The 23,311-nt window shown below is 61.7% G+C and carries 12 protein-coding genes; 3 read left to right on the top strand and 9 right to left on the bottom strand.

Annotated features, from left to right (window positions below; all coding sequences use genetic code 11):
• Nucleotides 1–10 precede the first annotated feature (10 nt).
• Complete coding sequence (locus tag VB780_RS23830; RefSeq protein ID WP_323353678.1) at nt 11–2,848, bottom strand: cation-translocating P-type ATPase; 2,838 nt, start codon at nt 2,846–2,848, stop codon at nt 11–13.
• Between the two features lie 90 nt (nt 2,849–2,938).
• On the opposite strand from VB780_RS23830, the gene VB780_RS23825 reads away from it, so the two are divergent.
• On the top strand, nt 2,939–4,030 hold the full coding sequence (locus VB780_RS23825; RefSeq protein ID WP_323353677.1) for an ATP-binding protein: 1,092 nt from the start codon (nt 2,939–2,941) through the stop codon (nt 4,028–4,030).
• 7 nt (nt 4,031–4,037) lie between these two features.
• On the opposite strand, the gene VB780_RS23820 is transcribed toward VB780_RS23825, so the two are convergent.
• Together VB780_RS23820 and VB780_RS23815 are read right to left on the bottom strand one after the other, a co-directional pair.
• Nucleotides 4,038–4,460, bottom strand: a complete 423-nt coding sequence (locus tag VB780_RS23820; RefSeq protein WP_323353676.1) for a thioesterase family protein — start codon at nt 4,458–4,460, stop codon at nt 4,038–4,040.
• A 67-nt stretch (nt 4,461–4,527) separates the two neighbouring features.
• Nucleotides 4,528–5,034, bottom strand: a complete 507-nt coding sequence (locus tag VB780_RS23815) for a DUF3916 domain-containing protein (protein WP_323353675.1) — start codon at nt 5,032–5,034, stop codon at nt 4,528–4,530.
• Between the two features lie 40 nt (nt 5,035–5,074).
• Between VB780_RS23815 and VB780_RS23810 the strand changes: the two genes are divergently transcribed.
• Entirely contained in the window at nt 5,075–5,320 is a 246-nt protein-coding gene (locus VB780_RS23810) for a hypothetical protein (protein WP_323353674.1), read from the top strand.
• 226 nt (nt 5,321–5,546) lie between these two features.
• Nucleotides 5,547–7,391, top strand: coding sequence for a dihydroxy-acid dehydratase (gene ilvD / locus VB780_RS23805; RefSeq protein ID WP_323353673.1), 1,845 nt, complete (start codon nt 5,547–5,549; stop codon nt 7,389–7,391).
• 106 nt (nt 7,392–7,497) lie between these two features.
• Here ilvD and VB780_RS23800 read toward each other — a convergent pair whose 3' ends face one another.
• The 6 genes from VB780_RS23800 to VB780_RS23775 form a co-directional block, all read right to left on the bottom strand.
• Nucleotides 7,498–9,966 carry a PAS domain S-box protein gene (locus tag VB780_RS23800; RefSeq protein ID WP_323353672.1) on the bottom strand — a complete coding sequence of 823 codons (2,469 nt, stop codon included), beginning with the start codon at nt 9,964–9,966 and terminating at the stop codon, nt 7,498–7,500.
• Between the two features lie 60 nt (nt 9,967–10,026).
• Nucleotides 10,027–12,072 (bottom strand): diguanylate cyclase domain-containing protein, encoded by a 2,046-nt coding sequence (locus VB780_RS23795; protein WP_323353671.1) that lies wholly within the window; start codon nt 12,070–12,072, stop codon nt 10,027–10,029.
• 134 nt (nt 12,073–12,206) lie between these two features.
• Nucleotides 12,207–15,884 (bottom strand): PAS domain S-box protein, encoded by a 3,678-nt coding sequence (locus VB780_RS23790; protein WP_323353670.1) that lies wholly within the window; start codon nt 15,882–15,884, stop codon nt 12,207–12,209.
• A 218-nt stretch (nt 15,885–16,102) separates the two neighbouring features.
• Nucleotides 16,103–17,332, bottom strand: coding sequence for an EAL domain-containing response regulator (locus VB780_RS23785; RefSeq protein WP_323353669.1), 1,230 nt, complete (start codon nt 17,330–17,332; stop codon nt 16,103–16,105).
• A gap of 74 nt (nt 17,333–17,406) precedes the next feature.
• Nucleotides 17,407–20,652 carry a PAS domain S-box protein gene (locus tag VB780_RS23780; RefSeq protein WP_323353668.1) on the bottom strand — a complete coding sequence of 1,082 codons (3,246 nt, stop codon included), beginning with the start codon at nt 20,650–20,652 and terminating at the stop codon, nt 17,407–17,409.
• Nucleotides 20,649–23,291 (bottom strand): hybrid sensor histidine kinase/response regulator, encoded by a 2,643-nt coding sequence (locus VB780_RS23775; protein ID WP_323353667.1) that lies wholly within the window; start codon nt 23,289–23,291, stop codon nt 20,649–20,651. The genes VB780_RS23780 and VB780_RS23775 overlap by 4 nt, the downstream gene beginning before the upstream one ends.
• Nucleotides 23,292–23,311: the final 20 nt, after the last annotated feature.

The following is a 23,311-nucleotide window of genomic DNA, read 5'->3' as shown; positions in this document are numbered from 1 at the left end:
GGGTGGGATATTAAAGAGCACTTTTAGACACCTTGGGCAGCCCGGGCTGCTTGCGCCGTAGCGCCAGCTGAATCACCAGTTTTTCTGCCTCCAGCCAGGTAAACATCAGGGCGCTGAAGCCAAAGCAAATCGCTAGTTCCATAGCCGATAGCGGATGCAGCCCAAAAAACTGGGCCAGAGGGGGAACATACAGTAACAACACTTGCAGGCCGGTGGTGAGCAAAACCGCACCCCACACATAAGGATTTGACAAAGGATTGAGCTGGGCCGTTAAGCGAGTGTCTGAGCGAGCCGCCAGGGCATGGCCCATCTGAGCCAGGCAGAGGGTGGTAAACACCATGGTCTTCCAGGTGTCGGGGTGGCCGGGGTAGCCAGGGGCGGTGGTGTAGCGGTAGGCCCAGCCCATCAGGCCAATGGTTAGCACCGCCAGCAAAATGCCCACTCGCACCATATAGCTGCCAAGGCCGCGAGCGAAGATGCTCTCGCGGGGGTTGTGGGGCGGGCGCTGCATGACATTGGGTTCGGCGGGCTCCATGGCCAGGGCCAGGGCGGGCACGCCGTCGGTGACCAGGTTCATCCACAGAATTTGCAGGGGCGAGAGGGGTACGCCGCCCAGACCCATGATGGGGGCGGCGGCAATGGTGAGCACTTCGCCGATGTTGCTGCCTAGGATGTATTTAATGAAGCGGCGAATGTTGTCGTAGACCACGCGGCCCTCTTCGGTGGCGGCGACGATGGTGGCAAAGTTGTCGTCGAGCAGCACCATGTCGCTGGCCTCTTTGCTGACGTCGGTGCCGGTGATGCCCATGGCAATGCCAATGTCGGCCTGTTTGAGGGCGGGGGCATCGTTGACGCCGTCGCCGGTCATGGCGACAAATTCGCCCTGCTTTTGCAGGGCCTGCACGATGCGCAGCTTGTGCTCGGGGGCGACGCGGGCGTAGACGCTGACGTGGGGAACGGTTTGCTCCAGTTCTTCACTGGAAAGGTGAGTCAGCTCGCGCCCGGTCAGAATGGTGTCGCCGGGTTGGGCAATGCCTAGAGTTTCGGCGATCGCCCTAGCAGTCAGCGGATGGTCGCCGGTAATCATCACCGGGCGAATGCCGGCTCGCCGACAGTCGATGACAGCAGCACGTACCTCGGGACGCGGGGCATCCAGCATGCCTACCAGGCCGAGCCAGATTAGGTTCTGCTCCTCGGGTTCTAGGTTGCCGTTGGGATTGGCTACGTTCGTCGGCTTCATGGCAAAGCCCAGCACCCGCAGCCCGCTGGCCGCCATGGCGTCGTTTTGGGCCAGAATAGACCGCCGCTGAGCGTCGGTGAGCGGCTCGGGCTGCTCCTCGCCCTGGCTGGTGCTACAGCGCTCTAGCACCAGTTCGGCGGAGCCTTTGGTGAACATGACCTGAGGGGTCAGGGGCCAGGCGGCATCGCTATGAGCCTGCAAAAAGACGCTCATGCGCTTGCGCTCTGAGGTGAATGGCACTTCGCCAATGCGATCGCACCCTTGCCCCAGCATCGCTTGATCAAACCCACCCTTGCCCGCTACAGCCAGCAGCGCTCCCTCGGTGGGGTCGCCCAGCAGCGTCCAAATGCTGCCTGACTGGCTGAGGGTGGCGTCGTTGCACAGGGCGCAGGCCATCAGCAGCGCCTGGAGAGCGGGGTCGGCCTGGGGGGCGATCGCCGCCCCATTTTCTAGAAGGTTTCCTACCGGAGCGTAGCCTTCGCCCGTGATCTCGTACTGGTGAGCCACGGTTTTGACCTGCTGCACCACCATTTTGTTTTGGGTCAGGGTGCCGGTCTTATCGGAGCAAATGGTGGTGACCGAGCCTAGAGTTTCGACCGCAGGCAGTTTGCGAATCAGGGCGTGGCGGCGCACCATGCGCTGGGTACCCAGCGCTAGGGTGACGGTGATAACGGCGGGCAGTCCTTCCGGCACCACAGCCACAGCCATGCTGAGGGAGACTTCTAGCAGCTCGTCGAACAGGCTGAGGTCGCCGGTACGCAGCAGCCCCGCCGCTACTACCAGAGCCACCAGCACCAGTGACCCCGTCACCAGCACATTCCCTAGCTGAGCCATGCGCTGCTGGAGGGGAGTCGGCTCAGACTCCACTGATTGAATCAGGGTGGCGATGCGGCCCAGCTCTGTGGTCATGCCCGTTTGGGTGACCAGCACGGTGCCGCGTCCCTGCAATACTTCGGTGCCCTGATAGACCAGATTGAGGCGATCGCCCAGGGCAGACTCATCCTCTAAAAGAATCTCCGGCTGTTTGATCACCGCCTCGGCTTCACCCGTCAGGGCGGCTTCGCGCACCTGCAAATTGGCGGCACTGAGCAGACGGCCATCGGCGGGCACCTGTACGCCCGCCTCAAGCAGCACCACATCGCCCGGCACCAGGGCTTTGGCATCGATCTCCTGCTCCTGGCCCTGGCGAATGGTGCGCACCTGGGAGGAGGTCATGTTCTTGAGGGCGGCCAGGGCTTTTTCGGCTTTGCTCTCCTGTAGGTAGCCCAGCAGACCGTTGAGCAGCACAATGGCAAAAATTGCGATCGCATCCTTAGGAAAGCCCCCCTGGCGCAGATCGAGCACCAGCGACACCAGGGCCACCGCGATCAGCATCAGCAGCATGATGTTTTTGAACTGGTCCCACAAAATTTCCCAGGGGCTGCGGGTGGCTCCCTCCTGAAGCTCGTTGGGGCCGTAGACCTGCTGGCGATGTTCAGCTTCGCTGGGGCTAAGCCCTTGGGGGCTGGTTTCTAATAGCGCGATCGCCCGCTCGGGGCTGAGGGTGTGCCAGAGGGTGGCGGGTGCCGGCGTGGGCGCGCCTTGGGGGGAGAGAGTACTGTGGGCCACGGATGTGAATTACCTCAAAAAATGGGGATGCTACTATTCAACAGTGCCTAGCTCTCATTTATAGCACTAACAAATAGTGCCAGCGTCAAAATGATCAATCCGTTTGTGCCCCAGTCGCTGATTTGCCGAGAAAGCGAGCTGGAGCAGGTCTGTGCCCTGCTGCGTGCAGACAGCGATTTTGTGGTGATTGGCGTGCCGGGCATTGGTCGCCGCACCCTGATTCGCAATGCCGCCCGCCAGGAGAAATCGCGCTGCCTCGAAATCGATCTGCTGCGCTGCCGCAATGCGGGCCAGTTTCTGCGTTTTTTGGCCGACGGCATTATGGGGGCATTCTCAGAGCCGGGAGATATTGCCCAAATTCAGCAGTGGAGCCTAAATCAGCCCCTGAGCGTCGATCAGACCCTGGGGGCTGAGGCGCGGCTAGTCTGGCCCAAGACTCTGGGCAAAGAGTGGCCCCTGTTTGAGGGCTTGCTGGCGCTGCCCCAATATTTGGCGGAATGGCTTGACTGCCAGGTGGTGATTATGTTTCACAACTTTCCCCACATGCGCTCGTGGGATCGCCAGGGCAAGTGGGAAAGTCATCTACGCCAGGAGATTGAGCGCCAGAGCCGGGTCAGCTACGCCCTGATTGCCACGGTGGCCGAACCTTGGATGATCGCCAGCCATCTGCCGGTGATTGCCCTTACTCCCCTGAGCGATCGCGACCTGCAACCCTGGGTGATTGGCACCCTGGCCACGGCGGGCCTCAAGTTTGACCCCGAAAGCCAGGCGCTGGAGCTGTTTTTGGGCTACGTGCAGGGCCACATGAAAGATGCGATAACCTTGGCCCAGCGACTCTGGCAGAACTGCACTGCGATCGCCTCGCCAAAGCCAGGGCTGATTCAGGCGCACCAGGTACACAGCACCATGCTGGCCCTGGTACAGGATATGGCCGTTACCTTTGAAGCCCTGTTGCTGCTGCTGCCCCCCACCCAGGCCCGCGTGCTCGAAAGCCTGGCCCTCGACCCCACCGATAGCCCCCAGGCTAGCGCTTACATCAAAAAACACCAGCTCTCGCGGGGCGGCGGCTTGCAGGGGGCGCTCACCAGCCTGGAGCAAAAGGGTCTGATCTATGGCCCCCAGTTTGGCTACCGAATTGCCCTACCGATGCTCGATTTTTGGCTCAAACAGCGGCTGCGGTAGTCCAGGGCTACCGATCGTCTGGGGCGTCTACCAGCTCAAAACAGCCCGATACTGAGGCGGGAATGGTGCGGGGGCGATGGGTAACGGCATCGACAAAGACCCAGTCGGTCGCGCCCGTTGCCAGTACGGTGTCGTCGCTGAGGCGCAAAAATTTGTACTGGCGGGTGCTGCGGGCCTTGCGCAGGGTGGTAACCCAGGTGGTGAGGCGCAGGCGATCGCCCCCAAAGGCCGGGCGCAGGTAGGTGATTTGGTGCGATCGGGCTACCCAGGTGGCCCCGAGGGCGCGAGTCTCGGCAGTGCAGCCCGCGCTGGTGGCATGGGCAACTGCGACATCCTGCATCCACTGCACGTAGGCGACATTGTTGACATGGCCGTTGCGATCGACGACCTCAGTTGGCACAACAAACTCGTGATGGTAGAAGGTTTTCATAAGTTAGCCGAGGAGAGAGGTTGGTTTAGATATCAATAACGGTGGGTGTATTGAGGGTGCCACCTCTTTAAATCGGTTGCCCTATGCACCACCATTCTTCATCTATTCGTGCTGCTTCGTCTTTTACAAGAAACCCCCGCTCTACAAAGCCGTTTGGAACCGTAAAGCCATATTCTAGCGATAGCTTTCTTGGTTCCAGCTCATGACGCTCACCAAAAAAACGTAGATAGTATTCTGGATTGTAAAAAATGGTTAATTCGCTGCTAAACATCCAGGGAAGCGTAAAAAGACAGGTAACTCTGTAATAGCTGCTGTAGTCTTTTGGTAGGGACTGGGACAGAAGATCCGCCGCTCGTAGCATGTGAGACATACACTGTGCCTGTGTTCTCTTGTTTGTGTGGGGCGGATTGGCCAAGCTCGAATTCACTGGAATTTTCCAGTGAATGTAATTTTCTTCTGCTGCGCTCCTGGGATAATAACAACCACCAAATTGTTCTGCCCATTTGGATAAGGAGCGAAGTCGACGCGGGATTCCACGGAGCTTTTTACGCTCAGAAAGCTGAAGGCGACGCATGAGAATTTTGGCTTGTTATTAAAGAGAAAATTTCTGCTTGATGTCCTTCATTGAAGTCGTCGGCAGTAGCGAAACGTCCTCTACGGCGATCGCCCCCTCCGTCCCCCGACATAATAGAGCCAGTGCTATTCCCGGCAATTCTATGGCGAAACTCTGGCCCTACTCCACCCCCGGCATTCCCACCCACCTGTTTGAGCAGTGGCGCAACCTCTCCGTAGAAGATGTTCTGGATGGTGATTATGACCAAAATCGTGCTCATAGAGTAAGCCCTTCATCCGCCCTCTGAGCATCTAGATTTTTGCTGTTTTCTCTCAATCCTGGGTTAAACAGCAAAAATCCGCCCCCCGATCGCCTCGCACTAGGTCAATCCTCACCCGCTGGCGGGGCTAATGATCGCACCGTAAATTCACCCGTATAGTCGGCTATGGTAGTTATGCGGTTTATGGCCTCGCTCCATCCTGCTACGTCTAAAGCCAGACCATAGACAATCCTTTAGATAACTAGAATGTGCCATGCCGACCTATCGCTCGAAAACCTCCACCCACGGACGCAACATGGCCGGGGCTCGCGCCCTCTGGCGGGCCACTGGCATGCAAACCGAAGACTTTGAGAAGCCCATCATTGCGGTGGCCAACTCCTTTACCCAGTTTGTGCCCGGCCACGTGCACCTCAAGGATCTGGGTCAGCTGGTGTGCCGCGAGATCGAGGCCGCTGGCGGCGTCGCCAAAGAATTCAACACCATTGCCGTCGATGACGGCATTGCCATGGGCCACGACGGCATGCTCTACAGCCTGCCCTCCCGCGAGATCATCGCCGACTCGGTGGAGTACATGGTCAACGCCCACTGCGCCGATGCCCTGGTCTGCATTTCCAACTGCGACAAAATTACCCCGGGCATGCTGATGGCGGCCCTGCGGCTCAACATTCCCGCCGTGTTTGTCTCGGGCGGCCCGATGGAAGCGGGCAAGACCAAGCTCTCCGAGCACAAGCTCGATCTGGTGGATGCCATGGTGGTGGCCGCCGACAGCAGCATCAGCGACGAGGTGGCCGACGAGTACGAGCGCTCCGCCTGCCCCACCTGCGGCTCCTGCTCGGGCATGTTCACCGCCAACTCGATGAACTGCCTCACCGAGGCGATCGGCCTGTCGCTGCCGGGCAACGGCACCACCCTGGCCACCCACTTCGACCGCAAAGATCTGTTCCTCACCGCCGCCCGCACCATTGTTGACATCACCCGCCGCTACTACGAGCAGGGCGACGAGTCGGTGCTGCCCCGCGCGATCGCCAGCTTCAAAGCCTTTGAGAACGCGATGATGCTGGATATCGCCATGGGCGGCTCCACCAACACGATTTTGCACCTGCTGGCGGCGGCCCACGAGGCCGAGGTCAACTTTACCCTCACCGACATCGATCGCCTGTCGCGCCAGGTGCCCCAGTTCTGCAAAGTCGCCCCCAACATCCCCGACTACCACGTGGAGGACGTGCACCGGGCGGGCGGCATTCCCGCTATCCTCGGCGAGCTGGATCGGGCGAGACTGCTGCACACCGATGTGCCCACCGTCCACAGCCCCACGATGAAAGCCTCCCTCGATCGCTGGGATGTTCTCCGCACCGACGACGAAGCCGTCCACACCTTCTTTAAGGCTGGCCCGGCGGGCATTCCCACCCAGCAGGCCTTTAGCCAATCGACCCGCTGGCCCTCGCTGGATTTGGATCGCGAGAAAGGCTGCATTCGCAGCGTCGAGCACGCCTACAGCGCCGAGGGCGGTCTGGCGGTGCTCTACGGCAACCTGGCCGAGCGCGGCTGCATCGTCAAAACCGCCGGGGTAGACGAGAGCATTCACGTATTTGAGGGCACCGCCCGCATCTTTGAGAGTCAGGATGCGGCGGTCAACGGCATTCTCAACGACCGAGTGCAGGCGGGCGACGTGGTGATCATTCGCTACGAGGGGCCGAAGGGCGGGCCGGGTATGCAGGAAATGCTCTACCCCACCAGCTACCTCAAATCTAAGGGCTTGGGCAAGGTCTGCGCCCTGCTCACCGACGGACGTTTCTCGGGCGGCACCTCGGGCCTCTCCATTGGCCACGCCTCGCCGGAGGCGGCGGCGGGGGGCAATATTGCCCTGGTGGAAGAGGGCGATCGCATCCTGATCGACATCCCCAACCGCACCATCAACGTGGATATCTCGGCGGAAGAACTGGCCAACCGCCGGGTGGCCATGGAAGCCAAGGGCAAAGCCGCCTGGAAGCCCGCCCAGCCCCGCCAGCGTCGGGTCACCGCCGCCCTGAAAGCCTACGCCCTGCTAGCCACCAGCGCCGACCAGGGCGGCGTCCGAAACCTGGAGATGCTGGAGTAATCGGGACGGGTTGGATTGCGATCGGGAGGCTGGAACGTTGGCAGGTTGGAGCGTTCCAACCCGCCAACGTTCCAACCTTTTAACTTGCTAATCCGCTCCCCGGCCCCTAATCCCGGATCGGCACCCGCAGCGAAATCTGCGTCCCCTCTCCCGGTGCCGAGGTAATGGTGAGTTGGCCGCCGATCAGCAGACCCCGTTCCTCCATGCCCAGCAGACCCAGGCTGGTGCCCTCGGTTTTGGCCCGGCCAATGGCCTCTAGATCAAACCCCACGCCGTCGTCTTGAATCGAGAGGTGCAGCGTGCGGTCGGTCTGCTCTAGGGTGATGGTGACGGTTTGGGCTTGGGCGTGGCGGGCAATGTTGGTCAGCGCCTCTTGCACGATGCGAAAGCAGGCGGTTTCGGTGGAGGTCGGTAGCCCCTCGGGGGGCGGGTCGCACACCAGGGTTACTTGTAGGCCGGTGCGATCGGCGTGGCGGTTAATGTACCAGCGCAGGGCGGGCACTAGCCCCAGGTCGTCGAGCATCGAGGGTCGCAGGTCAAGGGAGAGGTTGCGCACCTGCTGGAGTGCCCCATCGACAATCGAGAGGCAGTCTTGCAGGGGTTCACTGGCCTTGGGGTTGTCCGCGATGCGATCGAGGCGGTGCAGGTTGAGCTTGACAGCGGTGAGAGCTTGGCCCACCTCGTCGTGCAGCTCGTGGGCCAAAAAGCGGCGCTCGGTTTCTTGGGCCTCCAGCAGTTGGCTAGAGAGGGCGTGCAGGCGGGCGCGATCGTGCCTGACCTGCTCAAACAGGCGAGCATTTTGTAGGGCAATGGCCAGGTGGTCGGCCACCTCCCGAGCGATTTCCTCGTGGTCGTTGCTAAAGTGGGCCGGGTGCGGCGAGGTCAGGGTAATCTCGCCGATCACATCCCCATTGGCCACCAGGGGAATCGCCATCACCGACTGTACCGGGGTCGCCGTAAACCGCTGCAAAATGGCCGGGGGCGAGGTCAGCTGCTCAGGGCTTTGCACCCGAAAAACCGAGGTGGGGGGGGCACTCTGGGCCAAGACAAAATCCTCTATGGGTAGCACCAGCCGGTGGGGAAATAGCGGGGCGGCGGTCGGGGTGGAGCCGCTGGTGTTGGCCAAAATTTCGCCCAGCCGGATGTCTTGGTTAAACAGCGCGACGATGCCCTGGGGGCAGCTGAGCAGCTGGCTGAGCAGCAGCAGGGCAGACTGGGCAATATCCTGGGGCTCAAAGTTGGTGAGAATGGCCCGATCCATATCGTGCAGCCCCCGCAGGCGGTGGGCGTACTGCTGAAGGGTGGTTTCGGCCTGCTTGGCCAGGGTGATGTCTTGCAGCACCACGATGAAGTATTTGGGCTGCTGCATCGAGTCGCGCACCAGCGACACCGTCAGATTGGCCCAAATTGAGCGGCCATCTTGGCAGAGGTGGCGCTGCTGCCAGGAGTAGCTCTGGCGCTGGCCCTGCAGCATGCCGTCGAGGTAGCGCTGGTTGTCGGCTCGGTCGTCGGGGTAAATCGTCTCCTGGAACGATTCTCCAATGAGTTCGTACTGGGGGTAGCCAAGAATCTCACCCAGGGCGGGGTTGAGCCACAGCAGCAGGCCATCGGGGGCGACGTGGGCGATGCCCACCGCTGCCTGCTCAAAGGTGGCGCGAAAGCGAGATTCGCTCTCCATCAGGGCGGTTTCGGCTAGCTTGCGCTCGGTGATGTCTTTGATGGTGGTGACAAAAAAGTCGGTGCTGCCATCGTCTTTTAGAATGACCCTAATCTCTAAAGACGTGTAGACGATCAGGCCGTCTTTGCGCACAAAACGGGTTTCGAGAACGCTGCTATCGACGGTGCTGGCCGAAAGTTGGGCGACCTGGTCGAGGGCGAGTGGCCGATCGTCGGGGTGGGTGAGATCCGTCCAGATCTGCTGCTGCATCTCGTCGCGGCTGTAGCCCAGCATGTCGCAGAGGTAATCGTTGAAGCGCACCCAGGTCTGGGCGTCGGCGGCAATAATGCCCATGCCCAAAAACGGCAGGTCGTAGAAGAGGCGCAGGGTAGCTTCGGCCTGCTGGAGCTGAAGATTGACGGCCTGCAAGTCTTCCATGCGCTGCTGGGCCTGGGTGCGGAGGCCCTGATTGCTGGCCCGCAGGGCGGTTTCGGCCCGATAGCGCTGGGTGATGTCGTAGAGGCCCATGACCGCCCCCAGGGGTTGGCCGCGGTTATCGAGCAGGGGGTGACTGTTGGCCAGCACCAGGTAGCGATCGCCCCCCGGATGCACGATCGCCAGCTCCAGATCGCCCAGGGTTTCGCCCCCTAGCCCGCGCCACAGGGGCAGGCGATCGCTGGGCAGCGGCGTGCGATCGCCCGGTATATAAATGCTCACCGCCTCAGTCAGCCCAGCGGCGGTCAGTTCGCCAGCCCCCAGGCCCAGCAGGCGGCGGGCGGCGGCGTTGATCAGGGTAATGGTTTGGTGGCGATCGCACACCACCAGACCCTGATCGAGGGTTTCAAGCACCGCCGTGCAATCGAGTTCTGGGGACGGCTCAGTCATGCTGCTGTCTGGCGAGGGGATAGATTCAACCATGGCCGCAGGTAGACATTACAGGGCAGTTGGACGTTCCAGAAGGTTAACAGAGAACTCTACTTAGAGGGCTTCATGGATGCAACGGTTGGGCATGCTGGGGCAAAACTGTGATGGAACGTCACGATTGGTGTCTGGCGCGACAAACACCTGGTAGCAATCGCGCCCCTGCTGCTTAGCCCCGTAAAGCGCCCGATCGGCCTGGTCAATCAGCGCCTGGGGCGATGGGTCTGAGTTGGGTACGGTGCAGGCGACTCCCAGGCTGAGGGTGACGTAGGGCCGGGTAGGCGATGCCTCGTGGACGAGGCCGAGCTGGGCAATGGCCTGCTGGATGGCAGCAGCCACCGTGGCGGCCCCGCCGATGTCGGTGCCGGGTAGCACCACGGCAAACTCTTCGCCGCCGTAGCGGGCCACCAGATCGGCGGGGCGCTTGACTATCTGGGCCAGGGCTTGGGCGACTTGTTTTAGGCAGATATCGCCCGCTGGGTGGCCGTAGGTGTCGTTATAGAGCTTAAAGTGGTCAATATCGCACAAAATTAGGCTTAGCGGGGTGCGATCGCGCCGCATTCGCCGCCATTCTTGGCTCAGGTGTTCGTCAAAGCAGCGGCGATTGGCCACCTCGGTAAGGCCATCGACCTGGGCCAGGTGCTCTAGACGGGCGTTAGCGGTTTCGAGCTGGGCATAGAGTTCCGCCTGCTGGATGGCAATGCCCACCTGGTTCGCCAGCTGCTTGAGCAGATCGATCTCCCGTTTTTCCCAGCGCCGGGGGGTAGAGCACTGGTTGAGAATCAGCAGCCCCCAAGGGGTCTCTTTGGTAATAATCGGGGCCACCACCAGCGATCGCATGGGCAGGCGGCGAAACAGCTGGAGATCGGCACTCGGCAGCCGGGTGCCCTGCAAGTCTGGAATCGAGTGCAGGCGGCCCGTCTGGTAAAACGCCGGGTCGATCTGTCGCAGCACTGCCTCGATCTCAGCCTGCCCCTGGAGTTGAGGGCAGCGATCGCTGGTGCCTTCTACTGCAATATGCCCCACGGCAGTCTGCTCAAACTGGTAGATAAACGCCTGCTCTGCCTTTAAAAATTGCTGCGCCTCGGTGACGGTGGTTTGCAGAATGTCGTCTAGATTCAGCGATTGGCGAATGTGCTGGACGATGTGGTTGACCAGGCGCTCGCGGTCAATTTGATCTTGCAGGGCCGCCTTGGCTCGGCGGCGTTCTTCTACCTGCTTTTGCAGGGTTTGATTGGCCTGGGCCAGGCCGAGGGTGCGATCGGCCACAATGCGTTGCAGGGTCTCAATGGTGACCTCGGTTTCGGCCAGATCGACCCCCTGGAGCAGGCTGGTGGGAGTGAGCAGCCCTACCAGTTGGTCTTGGGCATTGACTACCGCCAACCGGAGCACCCCATGCCCCTGCATCTGCTGATGGGCCTGCCACAGCGACGCCTGGGGCTCAATTCGCAGTACCGGCGACTGCATGATCTCAGCCGCCGTCCAGTCAGCCAGCGGTGACTGGCTATCTTGCAGTCGCAGAAGATCGCGCTCGGTGACGATGCCAATGGGCGGGGTGCCGGGCTCTCCGGTTTCGGTAATAACCAGACAGCTAATGCGATGCTGATCGAGGGTTTTGGCCAGCTCCAACGCCGACAGGGTGGGGCTGGCACAGTGCACCTGCTGCACCATCACCTCCTCGACGCGCCGCAGCCGCAGCAGGTCAACGGGCTGAAGCAGTTGGCGAATATTCTCGTGGGTAATGATGCCCGTCAGGGTGCCCTGGGCCGAGACAATGGGCAAATGCCGCACCCGATGGTGGTGCATGTAGGTCACCACCGTCAGAATGTTGACCAGCTCGGTGTCGGCCAAAACCACCGGGTTGGGCGTCATCGCCTGGGCCAGGGTGAGGTCGGCCAGGGGCTGCTTGGTGGCGGTCAGGTGCACCAGGTCGCGTTCGGTGAACAGGCCGATGGGGTGGTGCTGGGGGCTAGTCACCAGCACATAGCTGCTGCCCCGCTGCTGCATAGTGGCGAGCACAGTGGGCATGGCGGTATCGCCCGCCAGCACCAGCGGCTGCGGGTTAATGGCCTTAGACAACGGAAACACAGAGTTAACGGGCATGGGCCGGGCCGGGTTGGGTTATGGAATGTAGTAAACGAAGCGAAACCCAAAAAATACGGGTCAGTTATATTGTTAGCGTTCCCTAATAAAGCAATCTCTGGATGTGCTTGAACAAGGTTTACCCGGCTTGACCGCTACAGGACGGCGGGGGCGACGCAGTAGCGATCGCGCCCCCGCTGCTTGGCGCTGTAGAGCGCAGCATCGGCCTGGTCGATTAGGGTTTGAGCTTTCTGATCTGCCGTTGGAATGACGCTGGCAATACCCAGGCTGAGGGTGAGGCGCTGGCCCAGGGGCGAGGCTCCGTGGAATAGGGCCAGATCCACCAGAGCCTGCTGAATGGTGCGGGCGATCGCCTCGGCCCCGGCCTGGTCGGTGTTGGGCAGCACCAGGGCAAACTCTTCGCCGCCGTAGCGAGCCACCATGTCGGCGGGGCGCTGAACCACCTGCTCTAGGGTCTGGGCCACCTGCTGCAAACACACATCCCCCGCCGGATGGCCGTAGGTGTCGTTGTAGGGTTTGAAGTGGTCAATGTCGCACAAAATCAGACTCAGGGGAGCCTGAATCCGCAGCAGGCGGGCCCACTCCTGCTGAAGGTGAATATCAAAGCTGCGGCGGTTGGCCAGCTGGGTGAGGCCGTCGTGGGTGGCCAGGTGTTCGAGTTGGCGGTTGACCGTTTGAACGTGCTGGTACAGCTGCGACTGCTGAATCGCGATCGCCAGCTGAGTGGCCAGTCGCTTCAGCACATCTAGCTCAGAGGCTTCCCAGGGGCGGGGGCTCTGGCTGTGGTAGGCCAGCAGCATACCCCACAGGCTATTGCCCTGCACAATCGGCACCAGCACCTTGGCCTGAGCCTGGGTGAGGCGATCCATCGGACAGGGCACCGCCTCCTCGGTTTGAATGTCGGCACAGGCTCTGACCTCGCCTCGCAGATAGCCCCCCAGGTAGGTGGTATCGGCGGCGGTCTGGAGCTTTCGCCCCAGCAGGGCGGGCGGCCCCGCCGTGACCGCCTCGGCAATTACCGTGCCGCTGCCATCGGCTTCAAACCGATAGATCATCACCCGGTCGGTGCGGAGAAACTGCTGCACCTCGGTGACGGTGGTGGTGAGAATGGCCTCCAAATCGAGGGTTTGGCGAATGCGCTGGGCGATCTCGCTCAGCAGCCGCTCCTGCTCGGCCCGTCGCCGCAGGGCCGCCACCTCCGATCGCCTCAGCTCGGTAATATCGGTAAACGACAGCACCACCGCGTAGGGCAAGGGGTCGTCTGGGTGCTGCAGCGGGCGAGTATTGCAGGAAATCCAGGTGGTGCCGTGGGGCTTGACTAGGCCCAGCAACCGATTGTTGACGGGCTGCCCAGTGCGCAGGGTGATCCACGCCGGGTGGTCGTCGTCGGGGCAGGGGGAACCATCGTCCTGAATGAAGCTTAGGGTCATGTCGGCCAGCGATCGCCCCACGATCTGCCAGCTTTGCAGGCCCACAATCTTGGCCGCGCTGGCATTGCAGGTCAGCAGGGTGCCATCGGCCCGCACCACGGCGACCCCCTCCGACAGCGCTGCCACCACCGAACGATAGCGCTCTTCACTGTCTTGCAGGTCTTGCAGCAGGGTGGTTTTGGCCTCAAATTCTCGGGCCAGGTGCAGGCTGGCGGCCAGCAGCCCCGCCATCAGCTGAAGGGTCTGCCGATCGGACTCGGTAAAGGCGAAGGCCTGGGTCGAAAACACCTTGATCACGCCGACCGGCTCGGTTTGAGCGGTGAGGGGAACCACCACTATCGATCGCAGCCCCAGGGTCTCCGCCAAAGATCGATTGACCCGCCGATCGCGATCGCCATCGGCACAGTACAGCACCTGGTTTTCCGTCAGGCAGCGCCCGCTCAGGCTATCGGCTACGGGCAGCCGCCAGCCCCGATGGGCCTGGGCGATGCCGCCAGCGGCCTGGCACACCAGCTCTTTGCCCTCTAACAGCTCTACGGCGACCCCATCGGCGCGGGTGAGCTGCAAGGCCCGTTCAACAATCACCGCCATCACCAGCTGTAGGTGGGGGTTGAGCAGAGTCACCTCCTGCTGCGTTTCAACGACCTTAGACAGGCGCTGAAGCTCTTGCCTAAGGGCCAATTCGGCCTGCTTGCGGTCGGCCTCAAGCCGCGCTTTTTCAGTGATGTCTTTCATAAAACAGTAGTGGCCGTGGCTCTGGTCGTCGTAGGCCAGCACCATAAACAGCTGCTTATGGAAAATCGAGCCATCTTTGCGGACTCCCCGAGCTTCGACGTTGACCTGGCCCTCGGCCAGCATCTGCTCATAGGCCTGGACAACCTGTTCTAGATCGTCGGGATGGACGGTAATTGCCCAGGGCTGGCCCACGAGTTCGTCGGGGGTGTAGCCCACCATGGCAGCGTAGGCCTGATTGACACTGGTATAGTGCCCGGTCGCATCGAGTCGAGAAATGCCTTCTACGGCATGGGCTAGAGCGGTGCTCATCTCGCGCAGTTCGCCCTCGGCCTGCACGCGATCGGTAATATCTTGGGCAATGCCAAACAAGCGCACGATGTCGCCCTCAGCGTTGCGCTCCGCCTGGCCGCGATCGTCGAGGTAGCGAGTTTCCCCATCGCTGCGGGTGCATTTGAGCCGCATGCTGTAGGGCTCGCCGGTGGTCAAGGTGTGCTCCACCATCGCGCGCAGCCGATCGCCATCCTCGGGATGGTAGAGCCGCAGCAGTTCGTCGAAGCTGGGTGCCCCCAGGGTGGGATCGCGCCCCAAAATGCGAAATTTTTCGGCTGACCAGGTCACTTTTTGGGTGGTGACATCGTATTCCCAACTGCCAATGTGGCCGATCTTCTGGGCCTCTAGCAGCATGGCTTGGCTTTTGTGTAGGGCGATTTCTGACTGCTTGCGATCGTTGATATCCTGAATTTGAGACACAAAATACAGGGGCGTTTGCTGGAGGTCGCACACCAAAGAGCAGCTGAGCATAATCCAGGTCCAGTGGCCCTGCTTGTGGCGATAGCGCTTTTCGAGATGGTAGTGGCGAATGTCGCGCCGGATGACCTGCCCCATGAGATCTAGATCAGTCTCTAGATCGTCGGGGTGAGTGAGGGACTGAAAATCGGTGATCAGCAGTTCAGCCTCGGTGTAGCCGGTGATTTCACAGAGGGCGGGATTGACCTCTAGCCAGTGGCCCTCCAGGCTGGTCAGAGCCATGCCGATGCCGGCGTAGTCAAAGGCGTTGCGAAAGCGCTGGTTGCTCAGGTGTAGGGCCTGGTTGCTGGCCTCTAGCTCGGCGTTGCGATCGGCCAGTTCGGCGTTGCGATCGGCCGAACTGGCCTCTAGCGACTGGTTGAGCTGCCTCAGCTCCAGCTGATCCATCACCACGGCAGCTAGATCGGCTAGGGTTTGGGCTTCGTCAGCGGTGAACCGGCGGGGCTGGCGATCGATAATGCACAGGGTGCCGAGGTTATAGCCATCCTGGGTGGTGAGGGGGGCGGCGGCGTAAAACCTGAGGCCAAACTCGCCCCGCACCAGGGAATTGGTCAGCGTGCGCGGGTCTTGGCGGGCGTCGGCAATGGTATAGACCTCGCCCTGCAAAATTGCCGAGGCGCACAGCCCTGGCTCGCGATCGATCTGTTCTATGGCCAGCCCGTGGCGCGACTTAAACCAGATGCGATCGCGATCCACCACCGTAATCAGTGCAATGGGCACCTGAAACAGGCGAGCTGCGAGGGCGGTTATGCGGTCAAAGGCCGCATCCGGCGGCGTGTCTAGAGTGTGATATCGCTGCACCGCCGCCAGCCGTTCAACATCGCCAGTGGAATCATTCATCTTGGGCCCGTGTGACGATTTGCATGCAAATGTGTAAGTTTGAATGCATTCTTTATGATGCCCTTACAAATCGGGGGGGCGATCGATGCGGCCTAGAGCTTCACAGTCTGTAGTTAATGGGCTGTAGTTTAGCGGCCTGGGATTAGTGGGCGCAGGAAAACAGCGGGGAGATATTCTCTGCCCAAACTTTAAGCTTGCCTATATGGCCCGAGCTTCCCTCAGAGGCTGGCGATCTGGTGGGAGCGGGCGGCCAGCCAGGGCCAGAAATCGTGGCCAGATAGGGGGCGGGCAATGTGGTACCCCTGGGCCAGATCGCAGCCTATGGCGGTGAGATAGGCGAGGGTTTCGGCGTCTTCAACCCCTTCGGCGGTGCAGCGCAGCCCCAGGCTGTGGCCCAGATCGACAATAAATTTGACCACCGTGCGCGACTCGGGGGAGGTCATGGCCGTCATCACAAAGGACTTGTCAACCTTAATTTCGGAAAAGGGCAGCCGCACCAGCTGGAGCATCGACGAAAACCCGGTGCCAAAGTCATCGATCGACAGGTGAAAGCCAATCATTCGCAGCCGGGTGAGCAGATCGAGGGAGGCCACGGGGTCATCCATGGCGCTGGTTTCGGTGAGTTCAAAGATCAGCCGGGCAGGATCCACACGATGGGCCTGGCAGCGCGCCTGAACGCGCTCAAACAGCGCCCCGTTGGTCAAGGTGCGGGCCGAAATATTCACCGACAGCATAAGGTGATCGGCGATCGCGGGCGACAGCTGGGTGGCCCCAGCGCAGAGCGGCCCAAACCAGGCCAGGGCCTGATCGATTACCTGGTCGGTGAGGGGGTCGATTAAATCGCAGCTCTCCGCCAGGGGAATAAACCGTCCCGGTGGCAGCAGGCCATAGCTGGGGTGAGCCCACCGCACCAGCGCCTCAACCCCGGCTAGTTCGCCCGTGGTGCAGAGCACCTTGGGCTGGTAGGCCAGCACAAACTCCTGGCGATCGAGGGCCTGGCGCAGATCGGCCAGCGTCATCTCCGGTGGCTCAGCCGGGGCGGCAGCGAGGGCCGCTGGCGGCGGTGGCGCAGTGGTGATGTGACCCAGCAGCATCTCCCGCAGCTGGCTGGGCGAAAAGGGTTTGGCCAGCACTCCGGCAATGTCGAGGCCGTGCTCGGCCGCCGAGCGCCCGGCAGCATCGAGCACGCGGCTGCCCACGCCGCTGGTGATGATGATTTTGGCCCGGCACGATAGCTTGGCCAGCCGGGCCATCACCTGCACCCCATCCATGGTGGGCATCACCAGGTCGAGGGCAATGTGGGTGGGGTGCCACTCGTCGAGCAGCACAAAAAAACGGCCTGGGTCGGGGGTAAAATGCACCTCCAGCCCGGCAAATTCAGCAATCCGCTGAATCGTCTCCCCCGTCATGGGGTCATCGTCTAAAATCAACAGCCGGCGATCGCTCATCCGTTACCGCTTTTGAGGTGACCTGTCCCCATGATCCTGCTATCGCCTGTCTACATACCCCTAAGCCTGCCCAATCAGGCTTCCTCATCTAGCACGTCGCGAAGTTTTTGGGCCAGATCGGCACGGCGGTAGGGCTTGCTCAACAGCTTAACGCCGGGGTCGAGGCGACCGTGGTGAACAATGGCCTGCTCTGAATAGCCCGATGTATAGAGAATCTTGAGGTCGGGGCGCAGTCGTCGGGCGGCATCGGCCAGTTCTCGGCCACTCATGCCGCCGGGCATAATCACATCGGTAAATAGTAAATCAATTTCAGCCTGCTGCTGAATTATCTCAAGGGCGATTGGGCCACTGCTGGCCACTGTCACTCGATAGCCCAGTTGTTCTAGCTGGTTTTGCACGTAGCTACGTACCAAGTCATCGTCTTCGACCAAGAGAATATTCTCTTGGCCACTGGCAGAGGCTGTCATTACTATGTTCTCGGGTACGTCTTCTTGATTACCGAAATATCTCGGTAGATACAGCCTGATAGTAGTGCCATGCCCCAATTCCGAATAAATCGTAATGTGGCCGTTGGACTGCTTGGCAAAGCCATACGCCATGCTAAGCCCTAACCCGGTACCCTTGCCTGTCTCTTTAGTGGTAAAAAAGGGCTCAAATACGTGGGGTAGGTGATCTGGGGCAATGCCGACGCCATTGTCGGAGACGGCCACCAGCACGTACTCGCCGGGCTGCGCCTCCCCATGCTGGTCGGCGTAGTCTTGGTCGAGATAGACGTTGCTGGTCTCAAGGGTGAGTTCGCCGCCTGGGGCCATGGCATCGCGGGCGTTGAGACAGAGGTTGAGCAAGGCGTTTTCGAGCTGGGCGGGGTCAACCAGGGCGGGCCACAGATCGTCTGCGGGCAGTCTCACCACTTCGATGTGCTCGCCCAGGGTGCGGCACATCAGGTCAGTCATGGTGGCAATCAGCTGGTTGACGTCAACGGGTTTGGGGTCGAGGGCCTGGCGGCGGGCAAAGGCCAGCAGCCGCTGGGTAAGCTCGGCCCCGCGCTGGGCGGCGCTGCTGACCATCTCGGCCAGGGGGCGCAGGGCCGAGTCGGGGGTGAGGGTTTCGGCCAGCAGTTCGGCATTGCCCATAATCACGGTGAGCAGGTTGTTAAAGTCATGGGCTACGCCGCCGGTGAGCTGCCCCAGGGATTCTAGACGCTGGGACTGGCGCAGCCGGTCTTCGAGGGCAATGCGATCGCTAATCACCCGAAAGTACACCGCCAGACCATCGGGGGAGGGGTAGGCATTGACGTCGAACCACTCGTGCAGCGGCTCGTAGTAGGTCTCAAAATGCCGCGACTGATTGTCGCGCACCGCCTGGTGATATTCGCTGTAGATCTGAGACTCTTGCGCCTCGGGAAAGGTTTCCCACACTACTCGGCCGATCAGCTCTCCGGGCTGCCGCAGCAGCACCCGCTCGGCCTCGGTGTTGAGGTAAGTAAAGCGCCACTGGTCGTCCAGCAGGTAGAAGGCATCGGTCATGCTTTCGAGGGTGGTGCGCAGGCGGGTGGCAAACCGCTCTAGGGCCGACTCGGCCTGCTTTTGGGCCGAAATATCTTGAAACGCCCCGATTACCCGCACAATGTCGCCATCGGCGTTGCGCTCGGCCTCACCGATGGCTCTGGCCCAAAATCGTCGCCCGGTGGCGGTGTACAGCTCGAGTTCTAGGTCAAAGGGGGTGCCCGCTTGGGCGCAGGCGGCCAGGGCGGCGCTCACTCGCTCCCGGTGCTCGGGGGTATACAGGTCGAGGGAGTCTTCTAGGGGAGGAACATTGTCGTTCGACCAGTCGAGAATGTGAAAGATTTCCTCTGACCAGTACACCTGGTTGTGGCCAATATCGGCGGCCCAGCCCCCCAGTCGGCCCAGCCGCCCGCCAATGCGGGCCAGGGTGCGACTCTCTTGCAGCTGCTGGTTGGCCTGCTGTAGCTCACGGCTGCGCAGCCGCAGGGTGGCCCCAGCCGCCTGCTCGCGGGCCAGACCAGCGGCGATCGCCTGTTCTGCCTGCACCCGCTCGGTGACATCGAGCACCAGCGAAAAAATTGAGACCAGGTTGCCGTCGTCGTCGAGCCGCGCCGAGTTGTACCACTCGCAGTGCACTACCGCGCCGTCGCGGGTCAGGTTGCGGTTGCGGCTGACGTTGCGCCAGGTCTCGCCGTAGAGCAGCTGGGCCATCACTTGCTCCACGGCGGGGGCGTCGTCGGGGTAGACAAAGGGCCAGTCGCCGGGGTGCTGCCCCCGCACCTCGGCTTCGCTCCAGCCAAACAGGGCGGCGGCCTGGGGCGACCAGTGGCTGACCCGAAAGGCCCAGTCCCACTCCACCACGGCCAGGGGGGAGTTGTTGATGTGAAAGCTGAGGGTGTCGTGGGCGTAGCGCAGCGCTTGCTGCTGGGCCTGCTGCTGAGCCTGGGCCTGCTTGACGGCGGTGAGGTCTTGCAGGGTGCCCACCAGCAGGGGGGCAAAGGCACTGTCGCCAGCAAAGCTCTGGCCCTGGAGTCGCACCTGGCGCACCTCGCCGTCGGGGCGCACCAGCCGGTGCTCTAGGTCAAGGGGCTGGCCCTGCACCGCCTGGATCAGGGCGGCGGTGACCGCGTCGCGATCGCCGGGGTGCACCAGCGCCACAAAGGCCTCTAGGGTTTCGTCAAAGCGGTCGGCGCTCAGGCCGGTGAGGTGGTAGATGCCCTCGGTCCAGAGCAGGCGGTTTTCGTCGATGTAAAACTGCCAGGTGTTCATCTGGCTAAACCGCTGGGCTACGGCCAGGCGCAGGGCGGTAAGGCGATGGTGAATGCGCTCAAACCGCAGCTCTAGCTGGGCCATCACCTGCCGGGCCAGGGCCTCTAGCAGGGTCATTTGCTCGGCGGTGAGTGTGCGGGGCACCCGGTCAAACACCGCCAGGGTGCCCAGGGTTACCCCCAGGGGCGACCTGAGCGGCAGCCCCGCGTAGAAGCGCAGGTGGGGCGGCCCCACCACAAAGGGATTGTCGGCAAAGCGGGCATCTTGGTGGGTGTCGGGCACCACCAGGGGGGCATCGCCATCGACCACGTGGGTGCAAAAGGAGATGTTGCGGGGGCTTTCGAACCGCTCTAGGCCCGCGGCGGCTTTAGACCACTGGCGGTGCTCGTCGATTAGGTTGATGACGGCCATGGGCACCTGGCACAGGTGGGCCGCCAGCTGCACCAGGTCGTTATAGGCGGTCTCGGCAGGGGTGTCGAGCAGGTAGTGCGATCGCAGCACTTGCAGCCGCAGCTGCTCTGAAATGGGCAAGGCGGGTTGGGTCATGGGCGGGGCGGGGCGTCTAGCGCATCGCGAATCTTGTGGGAGAGTTCGGTTCTGCCGTAGGGCTTGCTCAAGAGCTGCACCCCAGGGTCTAACCGGCCGTGGTGGACGATCGCATTTTCGGTATAGCCCGAGGTGTAGAGCACGTTTAAACCCGGTCTGAGCTGTCGCGCCAGGTCGGCTAGTTCGCGCCCGCTCAGGCCGCCGGGCATGACGATATCGGTAAACAGCAGGTCGATGTCGTCGCGCTGGCGCACCAGGGCCAGGGCGGCATGGCCGTCGGTGGCCACCAGCACCCGGTAGCCCAGATTCACCAGTTGGTCGTGGGCATAGCGGCGCACTAGCTCTTCGTCTTCGACCAGCAAAATCAGCTCTGAGCCCCCCACTACGGCGCGCTCTACCGGTTGGGACTGAGGCTCGGTGTCGCCCCAAAAGCGGGGCAGGTACATTTTGATGGTGGTGCCCTGGCCTAGCTCAGAGTAGATCTGAATGTGGCCCCCTGACTGCTTGACAAACCCATAGACCATGCTCAGCCCCAGGCCAGTACCCTTGCCGGTTTCTTTGGTGGTAAAAAAGGGCTCAAACACCCGCTCCAAATTTTCGGAGGCAATGCCGAGGCCCGTGTCTGATACTGCCACCATGACGTACTGCCCCGGCACCACCTCCACATGCTGGTCGGCATAGTCTTGGCTGAGGCGGGTATTGGCGGTTTCGAGGGTGAGCCGCCCCCCCTCAACCATGGCGTCACGGGCGTTGAGGCAGAGGTTGAGCAGGGCGCTTTCGAGCTGGGCGGGGTCAACCAGGGCGGGCCACAGTCCGGCTCGGCGCACGATCTCAATCTCAATGTGTTCGCCCAGGGTGCGGCGCAGCAGTCCATCGATGGCAGCAATGAGCCGGTTGACATCCACGGCCTCAGGGTCGAGGGCCTGGCGACGGGCAAAGGCCAACAGCCGCTGGGTGAGCTCGGCCCCGCGCTGGGCGGCGCTGCCAATCATGGCCGCTAGGGGCTGGAGGCGGGGGTCGGGGTCGAGCATTTCGGTGAGCAGCTCGGCGTTGCCCAAAATCACGGTCAGCAGGTTGTTGAAGTCGTGGGCAATGCCGCCCGTGAGCTGGCCCACCGACTCTAGCCGCTGGGACTGTTGCAGCTGCTCTTCTAGGACAATGCGATCGCTGACATCTTGAAAATACACGGCCAACCCCTCGCTGGAGGGGTAGGCCCGCACGTCAAACCAACTGTTTAGGGCCGGATAAAATTCTCGAAATTCGACCGCTTGCCCCTCCTCAATGGCTCGTTCGTACTGCTGCTCAAACACGCCACCCACCGCGTGCGGAAACTCATCCCACACGCTTTTACCTAGCAGATCGGCCCGCTGGCGCTGCAGAAGCCGCTCGGCCTGGCGGTTGATAAAGGTGAAGCGCCACTCGTGATCGAGGGTAAAAAAGGCGTCGGTGATGCTCTCTAGGGTGGTGTTAAAGCGATCGGCTATTCGGCGAGCCTCGCGTTCAAGCTGTTTTTGCTCGTGGATTTCGGTGGCGGTACCGTACCACTTGACTGTGGTGCCAGCGTCGTCGCGAATGGGGACAGCCTGCACCAGGTGCCAGCGGTAGTCGCCGTCGTAGCGCCGCAGACGAAACTCAAAGCGGTAAGGGCTGGTGGTTTGCACCGCTGCCTTCCACTCCGCCAGGCAGGGGGTGCGATCGTCGGGATGCAGCAGCGTCAACCAGGTGCGGCTGGAGTGGGGTTTGGGTTCAAGGACGCCAGTGTAAACCCGCAGGGCCTGGCTGGCGTAGTCAACGGTGCCGTCGGGTTCGGCGGTCCATACGATCAGGGGCATGGCGTCGGCCAGCTGGCGAAACCGCTGCTCGCTGCGCTCTAGGGATTCCTCGGCCTGCTTTTGGGCGCTGATGTCTTGGAAGGCTCCCTGGATGGCCACAATTTCCCCCTGGTCGTTGCGCACGGGCTGGCCAATGGAGCGCACCCACACCCGACGCTGGCGGGCGGTGATAATTTGCAGCTCTTCGTCAAAGGGCCGGCCGGTTTCGATACAGTTGGTAACGGCGGTGGTAACGCGATCGCGGTATTCAGGTGGGTAGAACTCAATGGCCTGGGCCAGAGCGGGGGCAAAGCCTGGCTCTACCTCGTGGATGCGGCACACCTCTTCAGACCAGATCACAGCAGGGCTATCGAGGAGTAACAGCCAGCCCCCAAAGCGGCCGATTTCGCTGGCGATTTGCAGCAGGGTCTGCTGCGACCTGAGGGTCTCGTAGGTGTCGCTAAGCGCCTGCTGCGAATCATGTACCTGCTTGATGTACCGCAAGACTACTAGGGTAAGGCTGCCGGTTGTGGCGATCGCCAAGGCTGCTCCCAACCGAATGACAATCAGGTAGAGGAGGTCAACGTCTGTCAAGGGCGGCGGCGACACAAAAAAGCCCGCCACCGCTAGGCCCAGGCTGGCGAGGGTAACCATCACCACCCAGCGATCGCTGCGAGAGAAGCCCGCCGCTGCCACAAACAGCAGGTATAGGCTAGCGTGGCCAAACCCCAGAGGTGTCACAAAATCGGTGGCAAACACCACCGCCAGTCCGGCGAGGGCAAACCCTTTGGCCAGGCGAGGTGAGAGAGTGGGCAGTCGGAATGTCATGGCGGTACGGCGAGAAAATA

Origin of the sequence: Leptolyngbya sp. CCNP1308 (assembly GCF_034932455.1) — a bacterium.
In the GTDB taxonomy this organism is placed as follows: domain Bacteria; phylum Cyanobacteriota; class Cyanobacteriia; order Phormidesmidales; family Phormidesmidaceae; genus Nodosilinea.
The sequence above is the reverse complement of the archived record's forward strand: the minus strand, read 5'-3'. Positions and strand labels throughout refer to the sequence as shown.